We start from the raw sequence: 25,693 nt of genomic DNA, 5'->3' as shown, positions 1-25,693 counted from the left end.
TAAGTGAAAGCAAAGATGCGGCGGAAAAAATTTCCTAAATTATCGACTGTCCAAATCATTACGTTAAGTTTTTTAGGAGTGATTGTGATAGGGACCATTTTATTGGCTTTACCGATTTCAAGTGTGTCAGGTAAAACTAAGTTACTTGATGCGGCTTTTGTAGCAACCTCTTCCGTGTGTGTAACTGGCTTAACAACAGTTAACACGGCTGCTCATTGGAGTCTTTTTGGGCGAGTAGTCATTTTGTCATTGATTCAAATTGGTGGTCTAAGTTTCATGTTAATGTCTTTAATTTTTACGATGGTGATTGGTAAAAAAATTAATTTTGGGACACGCTTAGTTTTAAAAGATGCTTTGAATTTAGAAGGGACGAGTGGGGTTTTAAACGTTGCTTTGTACGTAGTTAAATTTACGTTTATCGTTGAAACGATTGGTAGCTTGTTACTTTTAATTTCTTTTGGTCCTAAGTACGGCTTTTGGCAAGGCCTAGGCTACAGTGTGTTTCACGCTGTTTCAGCTTTTTGTAATGCTGGTTTTGACTTATTTGGGGACAGTTTAGAAAGTCTCCGCAGCAATAGTTTTGTCTTAATTGTTTTAGGTAGTCTTGTGATTGCTGGTGGCTTTGGTTTCATTATTTGGAAAGAACTATTGCTCTGGTTTAAAAAGAAACGCATGTCGACTCACACGAGTTTAACTTTAACGGTGATGGGAATTCTCTTAGTTACTTCCTTCGCTTTATTTTTAATATTTGAGAAAAACTTAAGTCATTATGCAGGAGAATTAACAGTTTGGCAAAGAGTAGTCAACACCTTTTTCCTAGGAGTAACACCACGAACAGCTGGCTTTAATAACTTGCCTTACAGCGAGTTAACGGATGCAAGTTTGATTTTAACGATGATCTTGATGTTTATTGGGGGAAACTCTGGCTCAACAGCAGGTGGGTTAAAAACCTCGACTTTAGGAGTCCTCGTCTTACATGCTTGGGCGAGTATTCATGGCCGAGAAGTCACAGTTTACCGTGAAAGAACGATTAGTCAAAAAGTCATTATGCGTGCCTTTGCCTTATTCTTCATGTCAATCTTCATTGCTATTTTAGCGATTACAGTCTTGACTGTCACTGAAACAATTCCTGAAAGTTTTGGGATTGAATACATTGTGTTTGAAGTCTTTTCAGCCTTTGGAACAGTTGGGGTAACGATGGGCTTAACGCCAGATTTAACAAGTATTGGTAAAGGGATTATTATGTTGTTGATGTTTATCGGTCGAGTAGGAGTCTATACTTTCCTCTTATCAATTTCCAAAAAGCAACGAATAAATGATACCCGTATCCGTTATCCAGAAGAACATATTATGGTGGGATAATTTAAAAGCTAGCAACCTCATTGTCAGAGGTTACTAGCTTTTTTAGGCTGTAACAAAATAGAAACATATGAACTTTCCAGTTAGAATAAAGTTGCTTAGACCAATTTAGGGCGGAAGATACATATGTTTGATTATGATATAATTTAAAAGACTCAAATATCACACTTTAAGGCGATACTAAATAAACTGTTTATTAAGATATGCGTATTTATTTTTTTAGTATTTGAACTATTAAAAAGAAAAGATACTATTTGCTAGATAAATATTTTATCATTTGGAGGAAACAAGATGCCCGAGAAAAAAATTTCACTTAAAATCCCCTCAGAACTAGTCGACACCTTACAATTAGAGATAGGTAAAGAAGTCCCAATAAACATTGACGGCGACCGCGTCTATTTTAAAACCAAACAGCAAAAACAAGCGATATCCTTACGAACCTTTCTTATTCCATCTGTAATTTCCAGTTTGATGTTTATCTTCTTTTTTTCCGTTAAGAGCATCAACCAAATTCCATTAACTGGCAGAGTATCGATTGCCAGCTTAGTCATCATTATTGGCCTTTTTAGCGGCATGATCAGCTTTTTACTGATTTTCATTAAAGCTAAAAAAGAAAAAGTTATCACTCAATCGAAAGATATTTATTGGCGGAACTTGCCAGCCGTTATGTTATCTATTTCAATTGCACTCTTTTTATTTTTACTCACATTCTTTAAAATTATTGGTCTAGTATTTAAAGGAGCCTCTTTCGATCTCTATACTGCGACATTGCTCTTTCTGATTTTCGTTAGCATCATTAATTACATTATGATATATAGTGCACTGACAGTGACACCATCATTATAATAAATGTCTTGATTCTCGTATTCGTATGTGGGGTTGGCCTAGCAATGGTGACAAATCGGGATTACCTTTGGTGGCAACATAATTTTAGTTTCCTAGGAACTAGTGAAGCGAGGCAGCGGTGGGAGTTTAACTTAACCTTGATTCTTTCAGCGATACTAATGATTGCTTTAATTGATTATCTATTTGTTTACTTAAATCAATCTCTCAACGCCAAAAAAAGATTGCTGACACTAAAAATTTTATTAATCTTAACTGCAATTAATTTAGGCGGTGTTGGGGCTTTTCCATACAGCGCCAACAGCCTCTCAGGTAACCTTCACAATATTGTTGCGGCTAATCTCGTTTATTTGATTGTTCTGTTGATTATCTCAATTCGCTGGTTACTCCCACAAATCAGTAAGCAGTTTTTGACTACTTCCTATCTACTTGGTGGTCTACTCGTCTTATCATGTGTGTTATTCTTAGGTGTTCATTACTTATCATTGACTGCTTTTGAGTTAATCGCTTTCATAATTGCTTTTAGTTGGATTTTACTCTTACTACAAGCCTTGCAACAGCTCACCCACCAGGGACAAAATTTAACTATCACTGTGATAGAACTCGCCAATGATACTAATTAATACAGTCAAAAAGCCCTCTTAGATCAGAGGGCTTTTCATATATGGCTTCAGTTAATTAGTTAAAAGTACTAACTTTCGCTCGTTTCTTTTGAAGCCTCTGATTTATCTGTCAATAAGGCAATCAAAGCAGCTTGTTGTTCTACGACTTCCACTAACCGTTCATTTAGCTCAATTTGGCGGCTCGTTTTAGTTCTAATCATTCTCTCTCGCAGTTGTTGATAAACGTTCAAGTGTGCCACTCCTTCAATTAAGTGTCCCACTAAAATTATCACAATGGCCATAACACTACAACCAACTAGCCAAGTTTTTAAGACAAGTAACGTCTGCCAACTGCTATCTAACAATTTAGGTATCCCTGCTATTGCTGAAGTTTTATTCACAAACTCTTTCAGTTGTTCCACTAACCCGAGAGCATTAGGAATAAAACTGTCTAAATTTAAATTGGATTTAAGAACGATCTCTTGAAGAGTATACTGAATTTCTTTAACTTCCTCTACACTCAAACTTGAAAGTCGGGAGTTGATGACCTCATAGGTCTGATAACTCGTTAGGGTCATTTTTGTTAGAATAACCATCAATGATCCGACGAGAAACAAATAACCAACAGTCACAATCTTTTCACTTAACCGCCAACTTTGTTTCTTCTTTAAGCTCCATAATAAATAAAAAATGATGCTTAACCCTGTAACGACTAAAACTAATTCAATAACAACTAGAATAATCATGTCAGTGGCCATTAACTGTAAATTGATAGTCAAATTGTCAACCCAATTATCTGATGAAAAAAAGCGAAGAATGCTTCCAATCTTTAAGCGAAAATACTTTTGAATAATGCTCTCAAAAAAACTCACTTGATTGATAACCATGATGCCTAACATCAATAAATACCCCAAACTACTTAGATGAACCGCCATCCTTAAATGTTTGTTCTTCTTAATTTGTTCAACTGTCATCCATTCTCCTACTTTCCTTTTAACCGTTGGCCAAAGCTATTTGAACACTGTTTATACCTATAATAATAACTACTTTAGTGTACCTTTAAGGACTCATTTTTACAAAATTTAACACACATTTCCTCAAAAAAGAAGCAACTTTTTCTGTACCATTGCTACCACGTTTCTACTTGTGTTTTATTTCTGACAGTCAATTCTGTCATGATTTCTCTAGTTGTTTTTCTTTCCAACGTCATTCGTATATGCAGCTTCTTTAACTTCTAAAGGGTATGAAATTTGTTTGACCATAAAAAAACACCTCCGTTTTCTTCATTTTACAGGAATTCAACGGGGGTGTTTTTATATTTCTTTCAACCTATGGGAGCAGTCTCCACTTTCATAGGGTTGTGTGACACTTTTTTAGTTATTCAATAATAAAGTCATTAATAAGAGCAAAAGGAATAACCAGTCGTTTGTTTAATTCTGCCACACGTTCAACGTCAATTGCTGAAGAGTCATTCACTTCAACTAAGGCTGACTGATCGTAAAGTTTTTCAACTTTACCTGAAAAGTGTTCTTCTAACAAAGGGCTGTTGCATTGATACGTGTTACCAATCACGATTAAATCCGCTTCCAATAGATGCCACCTACAATCTTTTCATACATAAGAAACGGAAAAAAATCTTATGTATAATTAATATAGTATCATTCTACGATAGTTAGAGAGTAATTTCAATGATTTTTTTCATTTATCTACCTTTAATTAGAACGAGAGAGCAAGCTAATGCCTAAAGACGAACAATTAACTGAGGAATTATCAATATTTAAAATAAATCAGCGATATAACTTGCAAAGTTCGGTGATTTAAGGTAAATTAACTTAGGAAGCAAACGAAAATATTGTCAGATATTGTTAATGTTCGTGTTTTCTTTCTAAAAAATGAGTAAAACTCAACAGGAGGTTATCAAAATGAAAATTTTCGATTATGAAGATATTCAATTGATTCCAAACAAATGTATAGTAGAAAGTCGTTCAGAATGTGATACTAGCGTAGTGTTAGGGAAACATGAGTTTAAAATGCCAGTAGTGCCAGCTAATATGCAAACGATTATGGATGAAACAATTGCAGAATGGTTAGCTGAAAATGGTTATTTTTACATTATGCACCGTTTTGAAGAAGACCAACGGATGCCTTTTATTAAAAAAATGGCGGAAAAAAACTTAATTTCTTCAATAAGCGTGGGCGTTAAAGCTTACGAATATGATTTTGTTAAAACTTTAGCAACTGAAAACTTAGTGCCAGACTATGTGACGATTGATATCGCTCACGGTCATTCAAATGCAGTGATTAAAATGATTCAACATATTAAAGAGCAGTTACCGGAAACTTTCGTGATTGCTGGCAATGTCGGCACACCAGAAGCCGTTAGAGAGTTAGAAAATGCTGGTGCAGATGCGACGAAGGTCGGCATCGGTCCCGGAAAAGTCTGTATTACTAAAATAAAAACTGGCTTTGGCACAGGCGGTTGGCAATTAGCTGCCTTACGTCGTTGTAGTAAAGCCGCGCGCAAGCCTTTAATTGCTGACGGTGGCATTCGAACCCACGGTGACATTGCTAAGTCTGTCCGTTTTGGCGCTTCAATGGTGATGATTGGTTCCTTATTTGCTGGTCATGAAGAATCACCTGGTGAAACAATTATCGAAGATGGTGTCAAGTATAAAGAATACTTTGGTAGTGCCTCAGAATACCAAAAAGGTGAGAAGAAAAATGTTGAAGGTAAAAAAATCTTACTCCCTTACAAAGGACCTTTAGCAGATACTTTAAATGAAATGCAACAAGATTTACAATCAGCCATTTCTTATGCTGGTGGGAATGATTTAGAAGCCATTCGTAAAGTCGATTATGTGATTGTTAAAAATTCGATTTTTAATGGTGATTCAATTTAATTGTTAATAAAAACGCCCAATTAGAGAAATCCTCTAGTTGGACGTTTTTATTTAAAATCAATTTAAGTTTAAGAGTAAAGAGCGTCGTGATTAAACTTTATGTAATCGAAAGTGAGACTTTTGATGACGCGACTGACTTTAATTAAGAGAGGTGTGGCGAGGAGGGCGGCTAAACATAGTAGCACCCCTAGTAAAAAGTTAAAGATGCCAAAGGTTTGGACACCGATAATGTGGGCGCCAATAATTAAGAAAGGTGAGACTAGGAAACTAAAAGCAGTGACCCAAGCTGAGAATAGTAAGGCGTAAACTGTTACAAATAAAGCAATTCCGATCGTAATATTAAAAAAGGTTAAACCAATTAGAGCAAAGACATTTATTTTTTTCATTTATTTCTCCTCCATGACTGTTATAACTTAATTTAAGTTTAACTTATCCAGGGATTAAAGAACATCGATCTTTATACGTAACAATTAATCAGCCTAAAGTCTCAGTTAAAACTACTTGACCTGTCGTAGTAATAACGCTAAGATTTAATTACTACGGCAGACGTAGTATATCAGGCGTAGTAAAAAAGGAAGTGAGTAGATGATTAGTAGTGATGTGATTCGTGGCTACAATGATCCAATGATATTATCGATTTTAATCAAAAATGATTCTTATGGCTATGAGATTTCCAAACAAATTAAAGAAATTTCAGAAGAGAAATACATCATTAAAGAGACAACTCTTTACTCAGCATTTACCCGTTTACAAAAAAAGGGCTTTATCGAATCTTATCCTGGTCAAGAAACCTTTGGTAAAAAGCGCACTTATTACCGAATCTTACCAGCTGGGTTGGATTATTATCTTGAAAAACGAGCCGAGTGGGAGATTACTAAAGATGTAGTTAATCAATTTATTGGAGGAGAAATAGATGAAAACAATTAGCGATTACTTAGATACAATGTTTTTAAATTTACCACATACAAGTGAAGTCAAACAATTAAAAATAGATTTGTTGGCTAATATGGAAGATAAGTACCGGGAGTTAAAAGACTCAGGGCGAACTGAAAATGAAGCGATTGGCACGGTGATTGCTGAGTTTGGAAATATCGAAGAAATTTTAGAAGAATTGAACATTCCATTAACAGAGGCTGAAGAAGTAATCGATAGTCAAGACTTACCGGTGATTCATTTATCAGAAGCCTTAACGTATATTGAAGATAAGAAAAAAATTGGTTTAGGTGTAGGAGCAGGCGTTTTAGTCGCGGCGATTGCCGTTGGGTTGTTTATTTATCTGAGCCTAGGTGTTCAGGGAAGATATGTTGATTTTTCACCTCTAGGCTTTATCCCTTTAATCTTGTTCGGAGGAATTGCCGTCGGCTTGTTTATCGTCTTTGGCATGAAAAACGCCCATTACGAATTTTTGCAAAAAGGCTTTGTCATGACTGAAAGTACCCGTCAAACAATTGAGGCTGAAAAAAAAGCTTATGAACGCTCCCATATTGTCAGCATTGTAATGGGGATTGGCATTTGTTTAATCTCACTCTTGCCTTTATTATTTAACTTGAATTATAATGGTCACCGCCCTCAAGTTCCTTATGGCAGTATCGCGTTACTACTGATAATTGCAGCTGTAGGTGTCTTACTATTTATTTATTCAGGCAATATTTATTTAGCTTATAACATTTTATTAGACTTTGGTGAAAAGCGTCAACCTAGCCCGCTTGAGCAAAAAGTCAAAAAACAAGAAGCGGCCTTTGAAGCAATTTACTGGCCAATTGTCGTTGTGATTTTCTTCCTTTGGAGTTTTGCTGGGCACAGAGATCGCTGGAGTTATACGTGGGTTATCTTCCCACTAGCAGGTGCTCTCCAAGAGGCCGTCAAACAATACTTAAAATCTAAGACGTATAAATAAAAAAAGTTTCGCTTCTTTAGTTATTAAAAGAAGCGAAACTTTTTTATTTAAAATTAAGAGTTGTTCGTTGATAAAAGGTATCAACTATTTTTTTCACTGGATAATATAACAGGGTCACGATAATAATCGTTGAAATAACGTTAATGACTGACGTTGGAATGGTGGTTGCTGAAGCGATAATCGCTGGTTTTAAGTCAGCGCCTAAGATTAGCATTTTGACAATGCCTTTTAAAAAGGTCATGGCAAGTTTTGCTAAGCCAGCAGCTATTGCCACAGCAGTCACTTTGTAAAGAGGTCGGTCTTGTCTTCCTAGAGCGATGAAGACTAAAGTTGCCACCCCTCCAACAATAAAACTTTCAAAAATAAAATAAGGGGCTTCAGCAGCATAGCCATTTAGGACGTCAAAGATGGCAAAGCCCATCCCGCCGGCTAAAGCGCCTTTACGGTAGCCTAATAATAAAACGGCTAATAGTAAGACGGAATTACCTAAGTGAATAAAGGGTGCACCAACAGCGGCGGGCATGGGGATGCGAATCATCGTACCGACAAAGGTTAAAGTAGCAAAGAGTGCAGTTAAAACGATGTCAGCTGTTGTAATTCTTTTTTTAGTTGTCATAGTAAGTTCCTCCAGAACAGCAATAATTAGTCTTTTTTCATAAATAAAGGGTTAGCTTGGCCATAAGCGCCGTGCCAAACGTGGCCTAAGAATGGGTTGATTTCAAGGCCATTTTGAATAGCTGCTGCCACAAAATCTTTTGCTAGAATGACAGCCTCTTTAACAGTTAAGCCCTGACCTAAGCCAGCAGTAATTGCCGCAGCAAAGGTGCAGCCGGCACCGTGATTATATTCGGTGTCGTATTTTTTATTTTCTAATAAAGTAAAGTCAACGCCGTCGTAAAAAACATCAATGGCTAAGTCGCCAGGTAGTCGTTTGCCACCTTTTACGATGACATTTTTCGGTCCTAAGGCGTGAATTTTAACTGCGGCGGCTTGCATATCTGCCACCGATTTTAATTCCCCAAGGCCTGATAAAATCCCTGCTTCAATTAAGTTAGGCGTTGTAATTGTTGCTACTGGTAATAGGAACTCAACCATTGTCGCCACATTTTCAGGTTGTAATAATTCAGTCGTTCCTTTACAAGCCATAACAGGGTCAACTACGACATTTTGTTGGTTAAACTCATCGATGAACTGACGGGCTAACTTGATCGTAGCAATCTCACCGAGCATACCGGTTTTTAGGGCTTGGATAGGTGCCCCAGCAAAAATTGTTGTTAGTTGTTTTGCGACTAAATCCGCATCTAGGGAAGTCACAGTATGAGACCAACCAGCTGTTGGATCCATTGTCACAAAACTCGTAATGGCTGAGAAGCCAAAAGTTCCAAATTCTTGAAATGTTTTTAAATCTGCTTGAATACCTGCGCCACCACTTGAGTCGGAGCCGGCAATTGTCATTATTTTAGGAATCATTATTTACCTCCAATTACTTGATAGCTTTATCATAACTGAGGAAGTCTTTGACAAAAACAGCCAATTGGGTTATTTTTAACTCATCCAATTAATTGAAGGAGGAATAGCCGTGTGGGAATTAACAAGGTTACCTAAACAACCAATTTATCAAAGCATCGTCCAATTGATCTTAGAACACATTAAAACTGGTCGTTTATTACCAGGGGAGAAACTCCCACCTGAACGAGAGCTTGCGACGTTGTTCGGAGTTAATCGCTCGACTGTTGTTCATGGGTTAGATGAACTTGAAGCCATGGGAGTGATTATTCGCAAACAAGGGAGTGGCACATTAGTTAATGAGGGCAAGTGGGGCGTTTATACTGGGAGTCGGACTAATTGGCGGACTTACTTAGCCCAAGGATCTTTAAAAGAAAGTCATCCTTACTTAGCCAAACTGCAAGGGTTAGTTACAGCCGATGATCCAGAGCTGATTGACGGGTTTACAGGTGAACTGCCATTAGACTTGATTCCAAGTATTGACTTACCTAATATTTCTTGGAAAGAGTTTATCAATGAAGAAAAACGGCAAGATCTACGTGGCTATCAACCGCTACGTCAAGGAGTTATCAAACAGTTAGCCCAGGAGAATCACTTAATGATTAATGATGACGAGTTACTGATTACTTCTGGGGCACAGCAAGCCTTGTTTCTAATTATTCATGTCTTACTAAAAAATGGTGACGGGGTGGCGATTGAAGACCCGTCATCCTTCTATGGGTTATCACTTTTCCAAGGAGCGGGGATTCGTCTCTTTGGGGTGCCTTTAGATTCTGAGGGGATGAAACTGACAGAGTTAGAAGAGTTAATTATTCGCCGAAAAATAAAATTAGTCTTAGTCAATCCCAACTTACAAAATCCGACAGGGAAAACGATGAGTGAAAGTAGGCGCCAAAATTTAGTCGCTCTCTGTGGAAGTTATCACATTCCGATTGTGGAAGATGATGTTTTCGGTCAATTGTTCTTTGATAAAAAAAGGCCAGTTAGTTCATTAAAAGAACTCGATCCTAATAATGTGATTTACATTGGTTCTTTGTCAAAAATATTAGGGGGAACAACGAAAATTGGCTGGTTAAGTGCACCTAATCGGGTTGTCTTACAGTTAGCCGAAGCTCATCAAGGAATTGATGCTAGTCTGAGTGTCTTCCCTCAAGTTTTAGCCTCTTACGCGTTACAAGATCAGACTTACGAAAGTAAACTAGTCGCTTTACGCCAGTCTTTATGTCAACGGCGAGATCGATTAGTCGCCTTATTAGAGGCAGAATTAGGGGATAAACTTACTTTTGAAATACCTTTAGGGGGATATTTTTTATGGGTGACAGTTATTAGTAAAGAATTAAAGCAGACGGATTATGACTTGCTCCTAAAAAATAAAATTTTAATTAGTCCTAGCTTCTTATTTGGTGGCGATTATCAATCGATGAGGATCAATTTTGCCCGGTTAACCGAGGACCAAAGTAGTCACTTAGTCTCAGTTTTAAAGCAAATGTTGGCGTGATTTCATAAAATATGTCATAGTTAAAGTAGTAAAAGTCAGAAAAGGGAGATAGCCAATGACGGAAATAATTGATTTAATGTTAGAACATCGTAGTTATCGTGATTTTGAAGCAGGTCATGAGTTAAGTCCTGAAGAACTTGCTAGTATACTAGCAGCGGCACAACAAGCCCCAAGTTGGATGAATGGTCAGTTTTACAGTATGATTGTTCTGAAAGATCGAGAAATTAGGGAACAGTTAGTTGCTTTAAATCCAGGAAATCCTCATATTTTAAACTCTTCAGTCTTTATTTTATTTATAGCTGATTTTAATCGGACGTATCACGTTAGCCAAAAGTATCACGTCCCTTACCAAATAACTAATAATCATGATGCCTTAATTACTGCCACGACAGATGGGGCCTTAGCTTTTGAAAATGCCTTAGTGGCAGCGGAAAGTCTTGGTTATGGCTGCTGTCCAATTGGTAGTATTCGAAAGCAATCACTAGCAATTATTGACTTACTTAATTTACCGGCCTATACGTTGCCCTTATTTGGTTTAGCCATTGGCAAACCAACTGTGGCAATGAAGGTTAAGCCTCGTTTACCAAAGGGGGCAGTCATTCACTACGATGGCTATCAAAGTTATGACTATGCTTTAATCGAAAGCTATGATCAAGTCATGGCAAAATTCGGTGAGAAGCGGGAAACTAAAGCTTGGAGTCAGAAATTTGCCGATTACTTTGCGAATGCCAAGCTAAGTGATTATGATGAAGTCTTACGACAACAAAAGTTTATTGATTAATTAAAAACAACTATTTGAATCAATCAAATAGTTGTTTTTAATTTTTAAGTGTAAGCGTTTGCTTTAATAGTAGAAATATGGTATAAATTAATTATAAGGAGTCAGAGAAATTCCCTTAAAGAACAGCCAAGTAAATAAAGACTGTTTGTCAGAGAGCATTACTAAAATAAAATAACTCTCTAAAGGAACCATTTGATTTCAAAAGAAAAGGAAGTGGGAATTTGAGTAACTCCTTATTAAGAAAATATGATCTGACAGGCATAGCATAGTACCGATCGTGCAGACGTAAGAGACTCGATCAATAACGTATAAACGCTAACTTGCTCCTGTTAGATCTATTTTTATGGAAAAAATTAAGCGTGGAAGGTAGGACTCGAACCTACACCTCGTAGTTAAGCTGTGTGCTAACTACTTTATGGGGAAAACCACCTTGGTTCATCCACGAATTATGACTTACTAAAGCTATCATACAAGTTATTGTTTAAAAATAGGTAAATAATCTAGGACTAATCTGTGACTAATTGTGACTTATTTAAATGTCAAAGCAAAGAAATTTTTTTAAAAAAATAAAAAAAGTCAAGGAATATCTGTCCTGATAACTCCCCAAAAAATATATTTATACATTTAGAAATGGTGAAATAACAAGATAAATCAGTAAGTTTAAGGAATGGGAAGTGTGCTTGTCATTTTTTATAACAGGAAAGATTTGACAAATTAAAGTTTACAGGCTAACATCGTAAGTGAATAGAAAATAAAATAATCTGTTAGGTGAGGCTCCTATATGGAAATACGCTGCTGCCCAAAAACATCGAGAGATGCCAATGGGTCAACTGGAATTGTCGAGAAAGGCTCTTCTTAATGTAGCTGACACTTGTGTCTAAGCCATATAGTGCTAAAACTCGACGATGAGATTAGCTTTTTTGCGTTGCAATAAATACGTATTGTAGATGCACTTCTCACGTGGAGAAGTGCATCTTTTTATTGTTTCAGACTATTTTATTAATAAACTATGAGAGGGTGAAGGAAATGGCAAAAAGCGGATTAGCTGAGCCGAGTGAACCAGGGAGTCATCGATGGCAGAGTAGTCAAAGTAGCCATTTCTTCTTAAACATTGTTTGAGAAAGCCGGCTAACTTAGTGCTCTGCAACTAAAGAAAAGAAGGAGTAGAGCCATGAATAAAAAAACAAATAAAAAAAATATTGCAATCAATAATCGTCAAGAAATGAAAGATTCAGAATTAAAAAAATTAGCGGCCTTATCTGAAAGAGAATTAATGATGGAGTTTCGCACTTCTGCCGCCGGTTTAACCAAAGAAGATGCTGAGAAACGGCTAGAAGAATTTGGGCCTAATGAAATTTCAGCACAAAGTCCTACACCAGCTTGGAAATTATTTATTCAATCTTTTCAAGATCCTTTTGTTTACGTCTTAATGTTGTTATTAATCGTTTCAGCCTTAACAGGTGACTATGAAGCAGCAATTATTATGGGAGTCATGATTTTGTGTAGTGTAATTATTCGTTTTATTCAAGATTATCGGTCGCAAAAAGCTAGCTTTGAATTAAAAGAAATGATTGAAAATACGTGTGCGATTACCCGAGATGGGGTTACGACAGAAATTCCCATGGATGAAGTTGTTCCAGGCGATATTGTTTCGCTATCAACAGGGGATATGATTCCTGCTGATGCGGTCTTAATCTGGACGAATGATTTGTTCGTCAATCAGTCATCATTGACTGGTGAGTCGATGCCGATTGAAAAATTTGTTGAAGCAGGCATTGATCAAGAAAAAATTAAGTCAGATGACTTAACAGCCCTTGATATGGAAGATTTAGTCTTTATGGGGACAGATGTTTTAAGTGGTCAAGGACGAGCCATAATTTTAAGAACTGGGGAAGGCACCTTCTTCGGCGACATTGCCAAAAATGCGTCGGTAAAGCGTGGGGATACCGCCTTTGATATCGGCATTAGCAAAGTAAGTAAATTACTTTTACGAATGGTTGCTGTGTTGTTCCCAGTAGTCTTATTGCTAAATGGTTTTACGAAAGGTGACTGGAGTCAAGCCTTTTTCTTCGCAATTGCTGTAGCAGTTGGTTTAACGCCAGAAATGTTACCGATGATTGTAACGAGTAACTTAGCCAAAGGGGCCCTAACTCTTTCTAAAAAGAAAGTGATTGTTAAAGAACTGGCATCGATTCAAAATTTAGGCAGTATGGATATTTTATGTACAGATAAAACTGGGACGATTACAGAAGATCGGGTCGTTCTAGTTGAACATGTTAATCCTTTAGGGGAAGATTGTGACGCTGTTTTAAATATGGCTTACTTAAACTCTAAATATCAAACAGGGTGGAAAAACTTAATTGACCACGCAGTAATTAATTTTTATGATGAATTTCCAGAAAAGCACACCTTTAAAGAAATTGAAAAAATTGATGAAATTCCCTTTGATTTTAGTCGTCGTCGCTTAACTGTAGCAGTTGAAGTCGATGGCCATCACTTGATGGTGACTAAAGGGGCAGTTGAAGAAATGGAAACTGTCTGTACTCATGCGGAAATTAATGGTGAGTTAGTAGAATTAACTGATGAATTGCGCCAAGAAATGCGGGCAGTCAATGTTAAAATGAATGAACAAGGGATGCGAGTGATTGCTGTTGCTTATCGTCAAGACGTTCATAGTGAGCCAGTTTATTCAGTTAAAGATGAAAAAGAGATGACCTTGATCGGTTTTGTTGGTTTCTTAGATCCAGCCAAACAATCAGCCATCACTGCCATTGCTTCATTACAAGGTCATGGCGTGAATGTTAAAGTCTTAACCGGTGATAACGAAATTGTTGCCCGAAAAGTCTGTAATGATGTTGGGATCAGTGTGGATCAAGTCTTAATCGGTAATCAAATTGCGGAAATGACTGATGATGAGTTACGTAGTAAAGTCGACGACATTAACTTATTTGCTAAATTGTCACCAATGCAAAAATCACGGATTATTAACTTACTCCAAGAAAATGGTCATACCGTTGGTTTCATGGGTGACGGCATCAATGACGCCCCAGCATTAAGAAAAGCCGACATCGGTATTTCTGTTGATACGGCGGCGGATATAACGAAAGATGCTAGTTCGATTATCTTATTAGAGAAAAGTTTAAACGTCTTAGAAGATGGTATTTTAGAAGGTCGGAAAGTCTTCAGTAATATGATGAAATACATTAAAATTACAATTAGTTCTAACTTCGGGAATGTCTTTTCCGTCCTCGTAGCGAGTGCTTTTCTACCATTTTTACCAATGCTTTCGATTCAATTACTAATTCAAAATTTAATTTACGATATTGCTCAATTAACAACACCTTGGGACAATGTTGATGAAGAAGACATCATTAAACCAGTTTCTTGGGAAACGACCGGTCTTTTAAAATTCACGTTATGTATTGGACCAGTTAGTAGTATTTTCGATATTATGACTTTCGTTGTGATGTGGACAATCTTTGGTGCTAACACAGTTGCCGAACAAGGGTTATTCCAAGCGGGTTGGTTCTTAGTTGGTTTGATTAGTCAAACCTTAGTCGTTCACATTGTTAGAACAGAAAAATTACCGTTTATTCAAAGTCGTGCCAGCTGGCCTTTAATTATTTCAAGTCTAGCAGCGATCGTGGTTGGTTTAGTGATTGCCACAACATCTTTACGTGGGGCTTTTGATTTTACAGCCTTGCCGGTTAGTTACTGGCCATGGTTGATTGGTATTTTAATCGCCTATATGATTACTACTGAAGTTGCTAAACGAATTTACATTAAATTTAATAAAGAGTGGCTATAAAAGAGTTATCGGACTTCCTAGGAATAGGAAGTCCTTTTTTTTCTGTTAAATATTAAAAGCTATGTTATATTAATTATGAGGGCAATAGGGATAGAGAGGTGAGGTTATGCTGGAATTAACAATCTTAATGTTGGAACGAAGTGGCTTAATAGTCATATTAGCCTTTGTTTTGATGACAATGCCGTATTTAAAGAATTTAATGAACCATCGTAAGGAAAAGAAAACAATTATTCTTCTAATTGTTATTTTTGGCTTTTTTGCAATTATTTCGAATTTTACTGGCGTTGAAATTAACAACAATTTATTAATTTTAGATAAACCGATGCATGGTTTGTCAGCTAATTCATCTTTAGCCAATACACGGGTTTTAACGATTGGTGTCTCTGGTTTAGTCGGTGGCCCGATTGTCGGCATCGCTGTCGGTTTAGTATCAGGAGTGACCCGTTTTTTCCAAGGAGGAGAAAGTGGCATAACTTACGTCGTTTCCTCATTACTAATCGGTAGTCTCTCAGGCTTATACGGCTTACGAACATTAAAAGTTGATCGTTTTCCCAAAGTATCTCAAGGAATGATGATTGGTGCTTTAATGGAGATTGTCCAAATGGTCTGTATTGTCACTTTTAGTTCTAGTTGGGCTAAAGGGTTAAGTTTAGTCGAGTTTATTATTATCCCAATGACTTTAGCAAACAGTATTGGGACAGCGGTTTTTTTGTATATTATCAAATCATCACGGGAAGAGGAAGAGCGAACAAAAGCTGTTCAAACTCAAGATGTCTTGAATTTAGCGAATGAAACCTTACCTTTATTTCGAACAGGTTTAACCGAAACTTCTTGTACGGAAGCGGCTGAAGCAATTAAAGAGTTAATCAAAGTTTCTGCCGTAAGTATTACTAACCAAGAACGAATCTTAGCCTTTGTTGGTGAGGGCAGTGACCACCATCAACCTAGCTCGGAAATCTTAACAGACTTATCTAAACAAGTGTTAAGAGAAGGGAAAATTAAAGAAGTCAAAACCGCGGCAGCGATTGGTTGCCATCACCCAGCCTGTCGTTTAACGGGAGCAATTGTGATTCCCTTAATCATTAATCAGCAAGTCGTGGGAATTTTAAAACTGTATTTTACAGATACGACTAAAATCACTTTTGTCGAACGGCAATTAGCAGAAGGCTTAGGCCGGATCTTTGCCAGTCAAATCGAATTAGGGCAAATTGAAATTCAAAATATGTTACGCCAAGATGCTGAGATTAAAGCCTTACATTCCCAAGTTAACCCCCACTTCTTATTCAATACTTTAAATACCTTATCGGCGTTGATTAGAGTTGATAGTGAAGCTGCTCGCAAATTGTTATTAGAATTTAGTCATTTCTTCCGTTATAACATTGAGGGCAGTCGCGGGCAATTACTGCCCTTGCATCATGAACTGCGGTATGTCGAGGCTTACGTTAAATTAGAGCAAGCCCGTTTTCCTAATAAATATCAAGTGTTACAAGACGTTCAGCCAGAAGCTTTAGACAGTCTCTTGCCACCTTTTATTATTCAAGTCTTAGTTGAAAATGCCTTTAAACATGCTTTTGGTTCAAGAATAAAAGACAATCAAATTATTGTCAGTGTGGCGGTTTCAGAAGAGAAACTGTCAATAAAAGTCACTGATAATGGCCAAGGCATTCCTAGCCAACGCTTAGTGCTACTGGGTCAGGAGCAAGTAAGCTCGATTAGTGGTACAGGGTCAGCTTTAGACAATTTAAATAAACGTTTAAAAGGCTTGTTTGGCGAAGGTGCAGGTTTAAAGTTCGTCAGTTCTGAAAAAGGCACAGAAGTTTCCTGTGTTGTACCAGCTATCAAGGAGGAAATTAAATGAAGATTTTATTAATCGATGATGAACCTTTAGCTCGAAATGAATTGAGTTATTTGTTAAAAGAAGCAATGACTGACTTAGAAATCTACGAAGCTGCAACAATTGCTGAAGGGGTTGATCAATTATTACTGCAAGAACCAGCGATCGTCTTTTTAGACATTCATTTAACGAATGAAAGTGGCTTAACGTTGGCGAACAAAATTAATAAAATGGCTAAATCACCCTTAGTTATTTTTGCAACAGCTTATGATAACTATGCCGTTAAAGCCTTTGAACTAAACGCTCAAGATTACTTAGTCAAACCCTTTGAATTAAGTCGAGTAACAGCCGTTTTAGCAAAAGCCGTAAAAAGACTAACTGAGGAACCAGTCCCGGCAAAAAGTGACTTAAAAGAGCTTGAAGATATTCGTTTGCCTGTTAAAACGAAAGAGCGAATTTATTTAGTTCCTTCAGCGGAGATTATCACAATTAGTGTGGCAAATGGTGTGACAGAAATTAATACTCCGACGCAAAAATACGCAATTCTCGAGCCCTTAAATGGGATTAGTGAAAAGTTGCCTTGTCAACGCTTTTTACGGGTTCATCGAAGTTACTTAATCAACTTATTTGAGATAAGTGAAATTCAACCTTGGTTTAACCAAACTTTACAAGTTACGATGTCTAATGGTGATAAAGTCCCTATTAGCCGTTCTTATTTAAGTCAATTTAAAGAACGAGTAGGCTTGACATAAGCTTCAAGTATTTCAGGGGAGTAAGTATGTAAGTCAGCCGAAAAATAGGCTATTCTAGCCAATAAACATCTCAGAGAACAGCCTCTTTAGTAAACTACAAGTATAGCAAAGAATGAAAACGCTAACTTTGCAGTGAAGGAGAGACTAAGATGTTAACATTATTAGGTGGTATTGGATTACTTTTAGTTGGTTACTTAGTTTATGGGAAGTACATTGAAAAGAATTTTGGAATCGAACCCGGACGGGAAACGCCCGCCGAAGTTTTGCGGGACGGTTATGATTTTGTCCCAATGTCAAAAGGAAAAAATGCAATTATTCAATTACTAAATATTGCTGGTACAGGTCCAATCTTTGGGCCAATTATGGGGGCACTTTACGGGCCCATCGCTTACATTTGGATTGTCGTTGGCTGTATTTTCGGCGGGGCAGTTCACGATTACATGACAGGGATGATTTCGTTACGGAATAACGGTGCTCATTTGCCGGAATTAGCTAGTAAATATTTAGGAAAACCAGTCAAACATGTCGTTAATATTTTTTCAATGTTGTTATTAATGCTTGTTGGAACAGTCTTTGTCACAACCCCAGCAAGTTTGATTAAAAGCATTATGCCTAGTTGGTTATCTTTAAATGTCATTATTGGTTTAATCTTTCTCTACTATATAATATCAACGATTTTACCAATTGATAAAGCTATGGGGAAAGTCTACCCATGGTTCGGCGGAATCTTAATAATTAGTACAATTGCCATTGGTTTGAGTTTGATTTTTGGTGGTCACCAATTACCTAACTTAACGCCTGCTACAATGAGTAACTGGCATCCGAAAGGAACCCCAGTCTTTCCAATTTTATTTTTCACAATATCTTGTGGGGCGATCTCAGGTTTCCACGCAACACAATCACCAATGGTTTCGCGAACTGCACGCAATGAAAAAGAAGGTCGCTTTGTTTTTTATGGCATGATGATTGCTGAAGGCGTGATTGCCATGATTTGGGCGGCAGCTTCAATGAGTTTATTTAATGGGCAAACATTAAGTGCAATGATCGACAATGGCACACCATCAATTGTTGTTAATCAAGTGTCTTACATGTTGTTAGGTAGTGTATTTGGCACTTTAGCGATTATGGGCGTAATTGTCTTGCCGATTTCTTCAGGTTTATCAGCTTTTAGAAGTTTACGGACAATCGTTGCTGATTACCTACACATTAAACAAGACACATTAAAGAAAATCTTAATTGTCACATTGCCTTTATATGTCATCTCATTATTTTTAACGAAAGCCGACTTTAATATGTTATGGCGCTACTTTAACTGGGCGAATCAAGTCACTGCGGTAGTCGCATTGTTAGTTGCCACGCGCTACTTATACTTAAAAAATAAAAATTATTTTGTTGCCTTAATACCAGCAGTCTTTATGATGTTTGCTTGTATCATTTATATATTAAGTGAACCGATTGGCTTGAAGATGGGCCTAGGGCCAGTAACTTATTTAACTGGTGGAGTAATCACCATTGGAATAATGATCGTATTCGTTATTAGTGGTAAAAAACAAAAAGTAACGACTGACCCAGAAGATCAATTATTCAATGATCATTTACCAATTAGCACTTTTATAAATTAATATTATTAAAAGTTCAATTGTTAAACAAATTAATTAATTCACTAACTATTGTCATTTTGAAGTTGTCGGAAAAAATGAAACCGTTGTTGCTTAAGGAAAATAAGCTAGCGGTTTCATTTTTTTAATTCTTTAGTTTTGTGAAATAGCTAAAATGGCCTAACTAAGTCAGCATAAGTGTTGATAAATCAGAGTCCTCTCCTTTATAATTAAGATGTTATAGAACAGAGTAGACTTTTGAGTAGTACAGAATATGACAGGGCGGAAGGGAGGAGAAAGAGCCGCTGTAAAAAGTATTTGAATATAGTGAATCTTTTCACTATATGTAACAGAATAAGCTTCTGTGGCATTATTGTGAGAAATGAGATTTTTAAAGCGATATACTTGCATTAGTTAATGTCTCGTGTTAAATTAAGGATGTAAAGGCAGGGAATACTAATACAGATTTTCTGCTCTGTTTGGAAACAAACAACAATCAATTATGGATAAAAGAGAGGATTGTGTAACAATGGCGACTAAAAAGAATAACGTACTTGATTTTGAAGCTATGTTAGCGAATATGAGTGCTGATTTTTCAACTCTACAAGTACTAGATGAAAACGGAAAAGTAACAAACCCGGATCTAATGCCTGATTTAAGTGATGAGGAATTAGTAGCACTGATGACAGATATGGTATGGGCACGTGTCCTAGACCAACGTTCAACAGCTTTAAACCGTCAAGGTCGATTAGGTTTCTACGCTCCGACAGCTGGACAAGAAGCAAGTCAATTAGGTAGTCACTTTGCATTAACGAAAGAAGATTACTTATTACCAGGATACCGTGATGTCCCACAATTAATTAAACATGGCTTACCATTGAAAGAAGCTTTCTTATGGTCTCGTGGTCATGAAGCTGGTAGCAAATATGCACCAGAATTAAAAGCTCTACCACCACAAATTATTATTGGTGCTCAATACGTACAAGCTGCCGGTGTGGCACTTGGACTTAAAAAACGTAACAAAGCAAACGTTGCAGTAACTTATACTGGTGACGGTGGCTCATCTCAAGGAGATTTCTATGAAGGAATTAACTTTGCCGGAGCTTACAAAGCTAACGCACTATTCTTCATTCAAAATAATGGCTATGCGATTTCGACACCACGTGAAAAACAAACAGCCGCTGTAACATTAGCTCAAAAAGCTGTAGCAGCTGGAATTCCTGGTATTCAAGTTGATGGAATGGATGCTTTAGCAGTCTATGCCGTAACTAAAAAAGCCCGTGAATGGTCAATCGCTGGTAATGGACCAGTTTTAATTGAAGCTTTAACATTCCGTTACGGACCACATACTTTATCAGGTGATGATCCAACTCGTTACCGTACGAAAGACATCGAAGATTACTGGGAAAAACGTGACCCATTAACTCGTCTACGAATCTTCTTAACTGAAAAAGGTTTATGGTCAGAAGCTAAAGAAGAAGAAATTATTGAAGCAACTAAAGAAGAAATTAAAGTAGCAATCAAAGAAGCAGATGCAGAACCTAAACAAAAAGTTTCAGGATTCTTGAAAAACATGTTTGAAGTTTCACCACAAAGCATCCAAGAACAAATTGCATACTACGAAGCGAAGGAGTCGAAATAAAAATGGCACAACTTACAATGATCCAAGCAATTACAGAAGCACTTGCAATTGAATTAGAAAATGACGAAAATGTCTTAATGTTCGGTGAAGACGTTGGTAATAACGGCGGAGTCTTCCGTGCAACAGAAGGCCTACAAGCAAAATTTGGTGAAGAGCGTGTCTTCGATACTCCTTTAGCTGAATCTGGTATTGGTGGTTTAGCTTTTGGTTTAGCTTTAGAAGATTACCGTCCAATTATGGAAGTTCAATTCTTTGGTTTTGTCTTTGAAGTATTTGACGAAATCATTGGCCAAATGGCTCGTACTCGTTACCGTATGGGTGGCACTCGTGCGTTACCAATCACTATTCGTGCGCCATTCGGTGGTGGAGTTCATACACCAGAAATGCATGCTGATAACTTAGAAGGTTTAATCGCTCAATCACCTGGTATTCGTGTCGTTATTCCATCGAATCCATATGATGCTAAAGGCTTATTAATTTCAGCTATTCGCGACAACGATCCAGTTGTTTTCCTTGAGCACATGAAATTATACCGTTCATTCCGTGAGGAAGTACCAGAAGGCGAATACACTGTGCCTTTAGATAAAGCGGGAATTACTCGTGAAGGAACAGATATTTCAATTATTACTTACGGAGCAATGGTTCGTGAGTCAATTAAAGTTGCTGATAAATTGGCTGAAGAAGGTATTTCAGTTGAAATCATCGATTTAAGAACAGTGGCACCATTAGACGTTGCAACAATCATTGCTTCAGTTGAAAAAACTGGCCGTGTTGTTGTTGTCCAAGAAGCCCAAAAACAAGCCGGTGTTGGCGCTCAAGTCGTTTCAGAAATTTCAGAACGTTCAGTTCTTTCATTAGAAGCTCCAATTGGCCGCGTCTCTGCTCCAGATACAGTTTACCCATTTGGTCAAGCCGAAAATGCTTGGTTACCAAATGCAGCTGACATCGAAGCGAAAGTAAGAGAAATTTACGAATTCTAATTCAACTAAAGACAAGTTAGAAGTTTAGAAACAAATAGATGGGAGTCTGCCTTAGGCAGCTCCCTTAACTAGAAATTACTAGGAAAAGAAGGGAAGAATGCGATCATGGCATTTAAATTTAAATTACCAGATATCGGTGAAGGCATTGCAGAAGGCGAAATCGTAAAATGGTTCGTAGCAGTTGGCGACACAATTAACGAAGATGATACGCTTTTAGAAGTACAAAATGATAAATCAGTGGAAGAAATTCCATCTCCAGTTACCGGGAAAGTTTTAAACATCCTTGTCGGTGAAGGGGTTGTCGCTAATGTTGGCGATGTTTTAATCGAGATTGACGCACCTGGTCATGAAGACGAAGAACCTGCAGCACCAGTTGCAGCAGCAACACCGGCTCCAGCAGCACCAGCAGCATCAACTGGTGGCGTGTTCCAATTCAAATTACCAGACATCGGTGAAGGAATTGCCGAAGGGGAAATCGTCAAATGGTTTGCCGCAGTTGGTGAAACAATCAATGAAGACGACACACTTTTAGAAGTTCAAAATGATAAATCAGTGGAAGAAATTCCATCGCCAGTTACCGGAAAAGTTGTTAATATTCTTGTTGGTGAAGGCGTAGTTGCCAATGTTGGCGATGTCTTAATCGAAATCGATGCTCCTGGCCACAATGATGCTGTTTCAGCAGCACCAGCGGCACCAGTAGCAGCCGCAACAACAGCGCCAGCTGCCGTTGCAACAGAAGTACCTGTTTCAGCTAACCCGAACAAACGTGTCTTAGCGATGCCTTCAGTTCGTCAATATGCTCGTGAAAAAGGCGTGGATATCTCATCAGTTGTTGCAACTGGTAAAGGTGGACGTGTCATTAAAGCGGATATCGATGGCTTTACCGCTGGCGGAAGTGTTGCAACTGAAACTGTGGCAACAACAACTGATGCAGCAGCGCCAGTAGCTAAAGCAGCAACACCGGCAGCACCAGCAGTACCTTATGTTGGTCAAGGTGGCGAATTAGAAACACGTGAAAAACTGACACCAATGCGTAAAGCAATTGCTAAAGCAATGGTGACAAGTAAACATACAGCACCACATGTCACTTTATTTGATGAAGTTGAAGTGTCTAAAATGTGGGATCACCGTAAGAAATTTAAAGATGCAGCTGCCGCTAAAGGCACTAAATTAACATTCTTACCATACGCTGTTAAAGCATTAGTTGCGACTATGAGAGACTTCCCAGTCTTAAATGCGACAATTGATGATGCCTCACAAGAAATTGTTTACAAAAACTATTACAATATCGGAATTGCTACAGATACACCAAGTGGTTTATTCGTACCAAACATTAAAAACGCAGATTCAAAAGGCATGTTTACAATTGCTGATGAAATCGTTGAAAATGCTGGTAAAGCCATTGAAGGTAAATTAGCAGCTGCTGAAATGCGTGATGGCACTGTAACGATCAGTAACATTGGTTCCGCTCGTGGAGGCTGGTTCACACCAGTTATTAACTACCCTGAAGTAGCTATTTTAGGTGTTGGTACAATTTCACAACAACCAATCGTTAACGAAGACGGCGAACTTGCTGTTGGTCGTGTGATGAAATTATCATTGAGCTTTGACCACCGTATCGTTGATGGTGCAACTGCTCAAAATGCTATGAACAATATTAAACGTTTATTAGCAGATCCAGAATTATTATTGATGGAAGGATAAGGTGAGAAACTAATGGTAGTAGGAGATTTCGCTCTAGAATTAGATACAGTAGTAATCGGCGCTGGACCTGGAGGGTACGTAGCAGCTATACGTGCCGCTCAAATGGGTCAAAAAGTTGCGATTATTGAACGTGAGTATATTGGTGGAGTTTGTCTTAACGTAGGGTGTATCCCTTCAAAAGCACTAATCAGTGCTGGACATAAATACCAAGAAGCCTTAGATTCAGCTATTTTCGGTGTAACAACTGAAAATGTTAAATTAGACTTTACAAAAACTCAAGATTGGAAAGACAACGTTGTTGTTAACAAATTAACAACAGGTGTTGAATTCCTTTTAAAGAAAAACAAAGTTGAAGTAATTAAAGGTGAAGCGTTCTTCGTTGACGAGCACACTCTACGTGTTATCCATGAAGACTCAGCTCAAACTTATGAATTCAACAATGCGATTGTGGCAACTGGTAGTCGCCCAATTGAAATTAAAGGCTTTAAATTCGCTGGCCGTGTCTTAGACTCAACAGGCGGTTTGAATTTACCAGAAGTTCCTAAAAAACTTGTCATTGTTGGTGGCGGTGTAATCGGGGCTGAACTAGGTGGCGCTTATGCTAACCTAGGTGCTGAAGTAACAATTCTTGAAGGGTCACCACAAATTTTACCAACTTTTGAAAAAGACATGGTTAAATTAGTTGAAAAATCATTCAAAGATAAAGGCGTTAAAATCGTAACTAAAGCAATGGCTAAAGAAGCTGTTGACAATGGTGACAGCGTAACTGTTAACTATGAAGTTAACGGTAAAGCTGAATCAATTGAAGCAGATTACGTGATGGTAACGGTTGGTCGTCGTCCTAACACTGACGATTTAGGTCTAGAATTAGCTGGCGTTGAAATGACTGATCGTGGTTTAGTGAAAGTTGATAACCAAGGACGTTCTAATGTGAAAAGTATCTTTGCCATTGGTGATATCGTTCCTGGCGCAGCTCTTGCTCACAAAGCGAGTTACGAAGCTAAAATTGCTGCTGAAGCAATTTCAGGTAAACCTGTAGCTGTTGACTACCGTGCAATGCCGGCAGTAGCCTTTACAGATCCTGAATTAGCAACAGTTGGTTTAACTGAAAAAGAAGCTAAAGAACAAGGCTTAGATGTGAAAGCATTTAAATTTACTTTGGCAGGAAATGGCCGTGCGATCTCTCTGAACCAAATGGAAGGTTTCGTTCGTCTTGTAACTACTAAAGAAGACAATGTCATTGTTGGAGCACAAGTTGCTGGTGTGAGTGCAAGTGATGTGATTGCTGAACTTGGTTTAGCAGTTGAAGCTGGCATGAATGCTGATGATATTGCTTTAACAATTCACTCTCATCCATCATTGGCAGAAGCCGTTATGGATACAGCTGAATTAGCTTTAGGTCTACCAATTCACGCATAATAATCAAAAGAAACCTGAAAGCTCCGTGCTTTCAGGTTTCTTTTTGGTTTAAAATAGTTTTCGTAAATTGGCTTGGTACTTGACTTTCGTATAACCTACCGATTCATAAAACAGGTGGGCTGCTTCTCGTTCTGCTCCAGAATTTAGTCGTACCCCTTTAGCATTTCGTTCCTTAGCCCATGCTTCAATATGAGTCATTAACGCTTTACCAAGGCCCTTGCCTTGTTGATCTTTAGCAACTGCTAAGGCTAAGATGTTAACTAGGGCTGGACTGTAGAAAGTTAAGTAATAGGCTCCATGAACGTAACCAACGACTTCTTGATTAATCGTAGCAACAGTTAATAGATCATGGGGGCTACTAATAATAGTTAGCAGTTGTTCTTTCATTAAGTCCTTAGGATAATCGTAGCCTAGTGAGGTTTTGGTAATCTCATAAATAGTATCAATATCTGCTGGTGTTGCTATACGTAGTAACATAAAAGCCTCCTTTATTGTTATCATTATTATAGCGTGGTAGTGTCAAATAATAAAAGGAGTCTTACAAATGCGTAAGCAAGACCGAGAGTCCGC

Annotated in this window: 22 protein-coding genes and 1 riboswitch; of the genes, 16 read left to right on the top strand and 6 right to left on the bottom strand. The window is 37.7% G+C overall.

The genetic code is table 11. The features are described 5' to 3' along the window. Positions 1-15 precede the first annotated feature (15 nt). From CBF35_RS03190 to CBF35_RS03180, 3 genes are all read left to right on the top strand, one after another. On the top strand, positions 16-1,362 hold the full coding sequence (locus CBF35_RS03190; protein ID WP_126778574.1) for a TrkH family potassium uptake protein: 1,347 nt from the start codon (positions 16-18) through the stop codon (positions 1,360-1,362). A 288-nt stretch (positions 1,363-1,650) separates the two neighbouring features. Then, entirely contained in the window at positions 1,651-2,205 is a 555-nt protein-coding gene (locus CBF35_RS03185) for a hypothetical protein (RefSeq protein WP_126778513.1), read from the top strand. 44 nt (positions 2,206-2,249) lie between these two features. Beyond that, on the top strand, positions 2,250-2,825 hold the full coding sequence (locus CBF35_RS03180; RefSeq protein ID WP_126778511.1) for a DUF998 domain-containing protein: 576 nt from the start codon (positions 2,250-2,252) through the stop codon (positions 2,823-2,825). Positions 2,826-2,893: 68 nt separating this feature from the next. Here the strand turns inward: CBF35_RS03180 and CBF35_RS03175 are convergent, their stop codons facing one another. Continuing rightward, the gene (locus CBF35_RS03175; protein WP_126778510.1) at positions 2,894-3,778 is read right to left on the bottom strand and encodes a hypothetical protein; all 885 of its coding nucleotides are present in this window, start codon (positions 3,776-3,778) and stop codon (positions 2,894-2,896) included. A 403-nt stretch (positions 3,779-4,181) separates the two neighbouring features. Beyond that, the gene (locus CBF35_RS03170) at positions 4,182-4,394 is read right to left on the bottom strand and encodes a hypothetical protein (RefSeq protein WP_126778508.1); all 213 of its coding nucleotides are present in this window, start codon (positions 4,392-4,394) and stop codon (positions 4,182-4,184) included. Positions 4,395-4,726: 332 nt separating this feature from the next. Between CBF35_RS03170 and guaC the strand changes: the two genes are divergently transcribed. Next, positions 4,727-5,704 carry a GMP reductase gene (gene guaC, locus CBF35_RS03165; protein WP_126778506.1) on the top strand — a complete coding sequence of 326 codons (978 nt, stop codon included), beginning with the start codon at positions 4,727-4,729 and terminating at the stop codon, positions 5,702-5,704. Between the two features lie 68 nt (positions 5,705-5,772). Here the strand turns inward: guaC and CBF35_RS03160 are convergent, their stop codons facing one another. Continuing rightward, entirely contained in the window at positions 5,773-6,090 is a 318-nt protein-coding gene (locus tag CBF35_RS03160) for a DUF1700 domain-containing protein (protein ID WP_126778504.1), read from the bottom strand. Between the two features lie 199 nt (positions 6,091-6,289). Here CBF35_RS03160 and CBF35_RS03155 point away from each other — a divergent pair, with 199 nt between their 5' ends. Together CBF35_RS03155 and CBF35_RS03150 are read left to right on the top strand one after the other, a co-directional pair. After that, positions 6,290-6,631: a PadR family transcriptional regulator gene (locus CBF35_RS03155; RefSeq protein WP_126778502.1), complete on the top strand. Its 342-nt coding sequence runs from the start codon at positions 6,290-6,292 to the stop codon at positions 6,629-6,631. After that, positions 6,618-7,601 carry a permease prefix domain 1-containing protein gene (locus tag CBF35_RS03150; protein WP_126778500.1) on the top strand — a complete coding sequence of 328 codons (984 nt, stop codon included), beginning with the start codon at positions 6,618-6,620 and terminating at the stop codon, positions 7,599-7,601. The genes CBF35_RS03155 and CBF35_RS03150 overlap by 14 nt, the downstream gene beginning before the upstream one ends. 43 nt (positions 7,602-7,644) lie before the next feature. Here CBF35_RS03150 and CBF35_RS03145 read toward each other — a convergent pair whose 3' ends face one another. Together CBF35_RS03145 and thiD are read right to left on the bottom strand one after the other, a co-directional pair. Continuing rightward, positions 7,645-8,217: an ECF transporter S component gene (locus tag CBF35_RS03145; protein ID WP_126778498.1), complete on the bottom strand. Its 573-nt coding sequence runs from the start codon at positions 8,215-8,217 to the stop codon at positions 7,645-7,647. A 26-nt stretch (positions 8,218-8,243) separates the two neighbouring features. After that, entirely contained in the window at positions 8,244-9,071 is an 828-nt protein-coding gene (thiD, locus tag CBF35_RS03140; protein ID WP_126778496.1) for a bifunctional hydroxymethylpyrimidine kinase/phosphomethylpyrimidine kinase, read from the bottom strand. Between the two features lie 109 nt (positions 9,072-9,180). Between thiD and CBF35_RS03135 the strand changes: the two genes are divergently transcribed. The 10 genes from CBF35_RS03135 (at position 9,181) to lpdA (ending at position 25,123) form a co-directional block, all read left to right on the top strand. Next, the gene (locus tag CBF35_RS03135; RefSeq protein ID WP_126778494.1) at positions 9,181-10,605 is read left to right on the top strand and encodes an aminotransferase-like domain-containing protein; all 1,425 of its coding nucleotides are present in this window, start codon (positions 9,181-9,183) and stop codon (positions 10,603-10,605) included. Positions 10,606-10,660: 55 nt separating this feature from the next. Then, positions 10,661-11,386, top strand: coding sequence for a nitroreductase family protein (locus CBF35_RS03130; RefSeq protein WP_126778493.1), 726 nt, complete (start codon positions 10,661-10,663; stop codon positions 11,384-11,386). Between the two features lie 753 nt (positions 11,387-12,139). Next, positions 12,140-12,304: riboswitch (M-box (ykoK) riboswitch) on the top strand. Between the two features lie 253 nt (positions 12,305-12,557). Continuing rightward, positions 12,558-15,194: a magnesium-translocating P-type ATPase gene (gene mgtA, locus CBF35_RS03125; RefSeq protein ID WP_126778491.1), complete on the top strand. Its 2,637-nt coding sequence runs from the start codon at positions 12,558-12,560 to the stop codon at positions 15,192-15,194. A gap of 106 nt (positions 15,195-15,300) precedes the next feature. Further along, positions 15,301-17,052 carry a sensor histidine kinase gene (locus tag CBF35_RS03120; RefSeq protein WP_126778489.1) on the top strand — a complete coding sequence of 584 codons (1,752 nt, stop codon included), beginning with the start codon at positions 15,301-15,303 and terminating at the stop codon, positions 17,050-17,052. Then, a complete protein-coding gene (locus tag CBF35_RS03115) occupies positions 17,049-17,780 on the top strand; it encodes a LytTR family transcriptional regulator DNA-binding domain-containing protein (RefSeq protein ID WP_126778487.1) in 732 nt (243 codons plus the stop codon). Before CBF35_RS03120 ends, CBF35_RS03115 begins: the two co-directional genes overlap by 4 nt. Positions 17,781-17,929: 149 nt before the next feature. Further along, positions 17,930-19,402 (top strand): carbon starvation CstA family protein, encoded by a 1,473-nt coding sequence (locus CBF35_RS03110; protein WP_126778485.1) that lies wholly within the window; start codon positions 17,930-17,932, stop codon positions 19,400-19,402. Positions 19,403-19,907: 505 nt separating this feature from the next. Further along, positions 19,908-21,020 carry a pyruvate dehydrogenase (acetyl-transferring) E1 component subunit alpha gene (gene pdhA, locus CBF35_RS03105; protein ID WP_126778484.1) on the top strand — a complete coding sequence of 371 codons (1,113 nt, stop codon included), beginning with the start codon at positions 19,908-19,910 and terminating at the stop codon, positions 21,018-21,020. 2 nt (positions 21,021-21,022) lie between these two features. Further along, entirely contained in the window at positions 21,023-22,000 is a 978-nt protein-coding gene (locus CBF35_RS03100) for an alpha-ketoacid dehydrogenase subunit beta (RefSeq protein ID WP_126778482.1), read from the top strand. 105 nt (positions 22,001-22,105) lie between these two features. Then, positions 22,106-23,704 (top strand): 2-oxo acid dehydrogenase subunit E2, encoded by a 1,599-nt coding sequence (locus CBF35_RS03095; protein ID WP_126778480.1) that lies wholly within the window; start codon positions 22,106-22,108, stop codon positions 23,702-23,704. Positions 23,705-23,716: 12 nt separating this feature from the next. Then, on the top strand, positions 23,717-25,123 hold the full coding sequence (gene lpdA / locus CBF35_RS03090; RefSeq protein WP_126778479.1) for a dihydrolipoyl dehydrogenase: 1,407 nt from the start codon (positions 23,717-23,719) through the stop codon (positions 25,121-25,123). Positions 25,124-25,171: 48 nt separating this feature from the next. On the opposite strand, the gene CBF35_RS03085 is transcribed toward lpdA, so the two are convergent. Beyond that, on the bottom strand, positions 25,172-25,600 hold the full coding sequence (locus CBF35_RS03085) for a GNAT family N-acetyltransferase (RefSeq protein WP_170174698.1): 429 nt from the start codon (positions 25,598-25,600) through the stop codon (positions 25,172-25,174). Between the last annotated feature and the right edge of the window lie 93 nt (positions 25,601-25,693).

The organism is Vagococcus salmoninarum (assembly GCF_003987495.1).
In the GTDB taxonomy this organism is placed as follows: domain Bacteria; phylum Bacillota; class Bacilli; order Lactobacillales; family Vagococcaceae; genus Vagococcus_D; species Vagococcus_D salmoninarum.
Note: the sequence above shows the minus strand (reverse complement) of the source record. Positions and strands in the feature narration are given on the sequence as shown.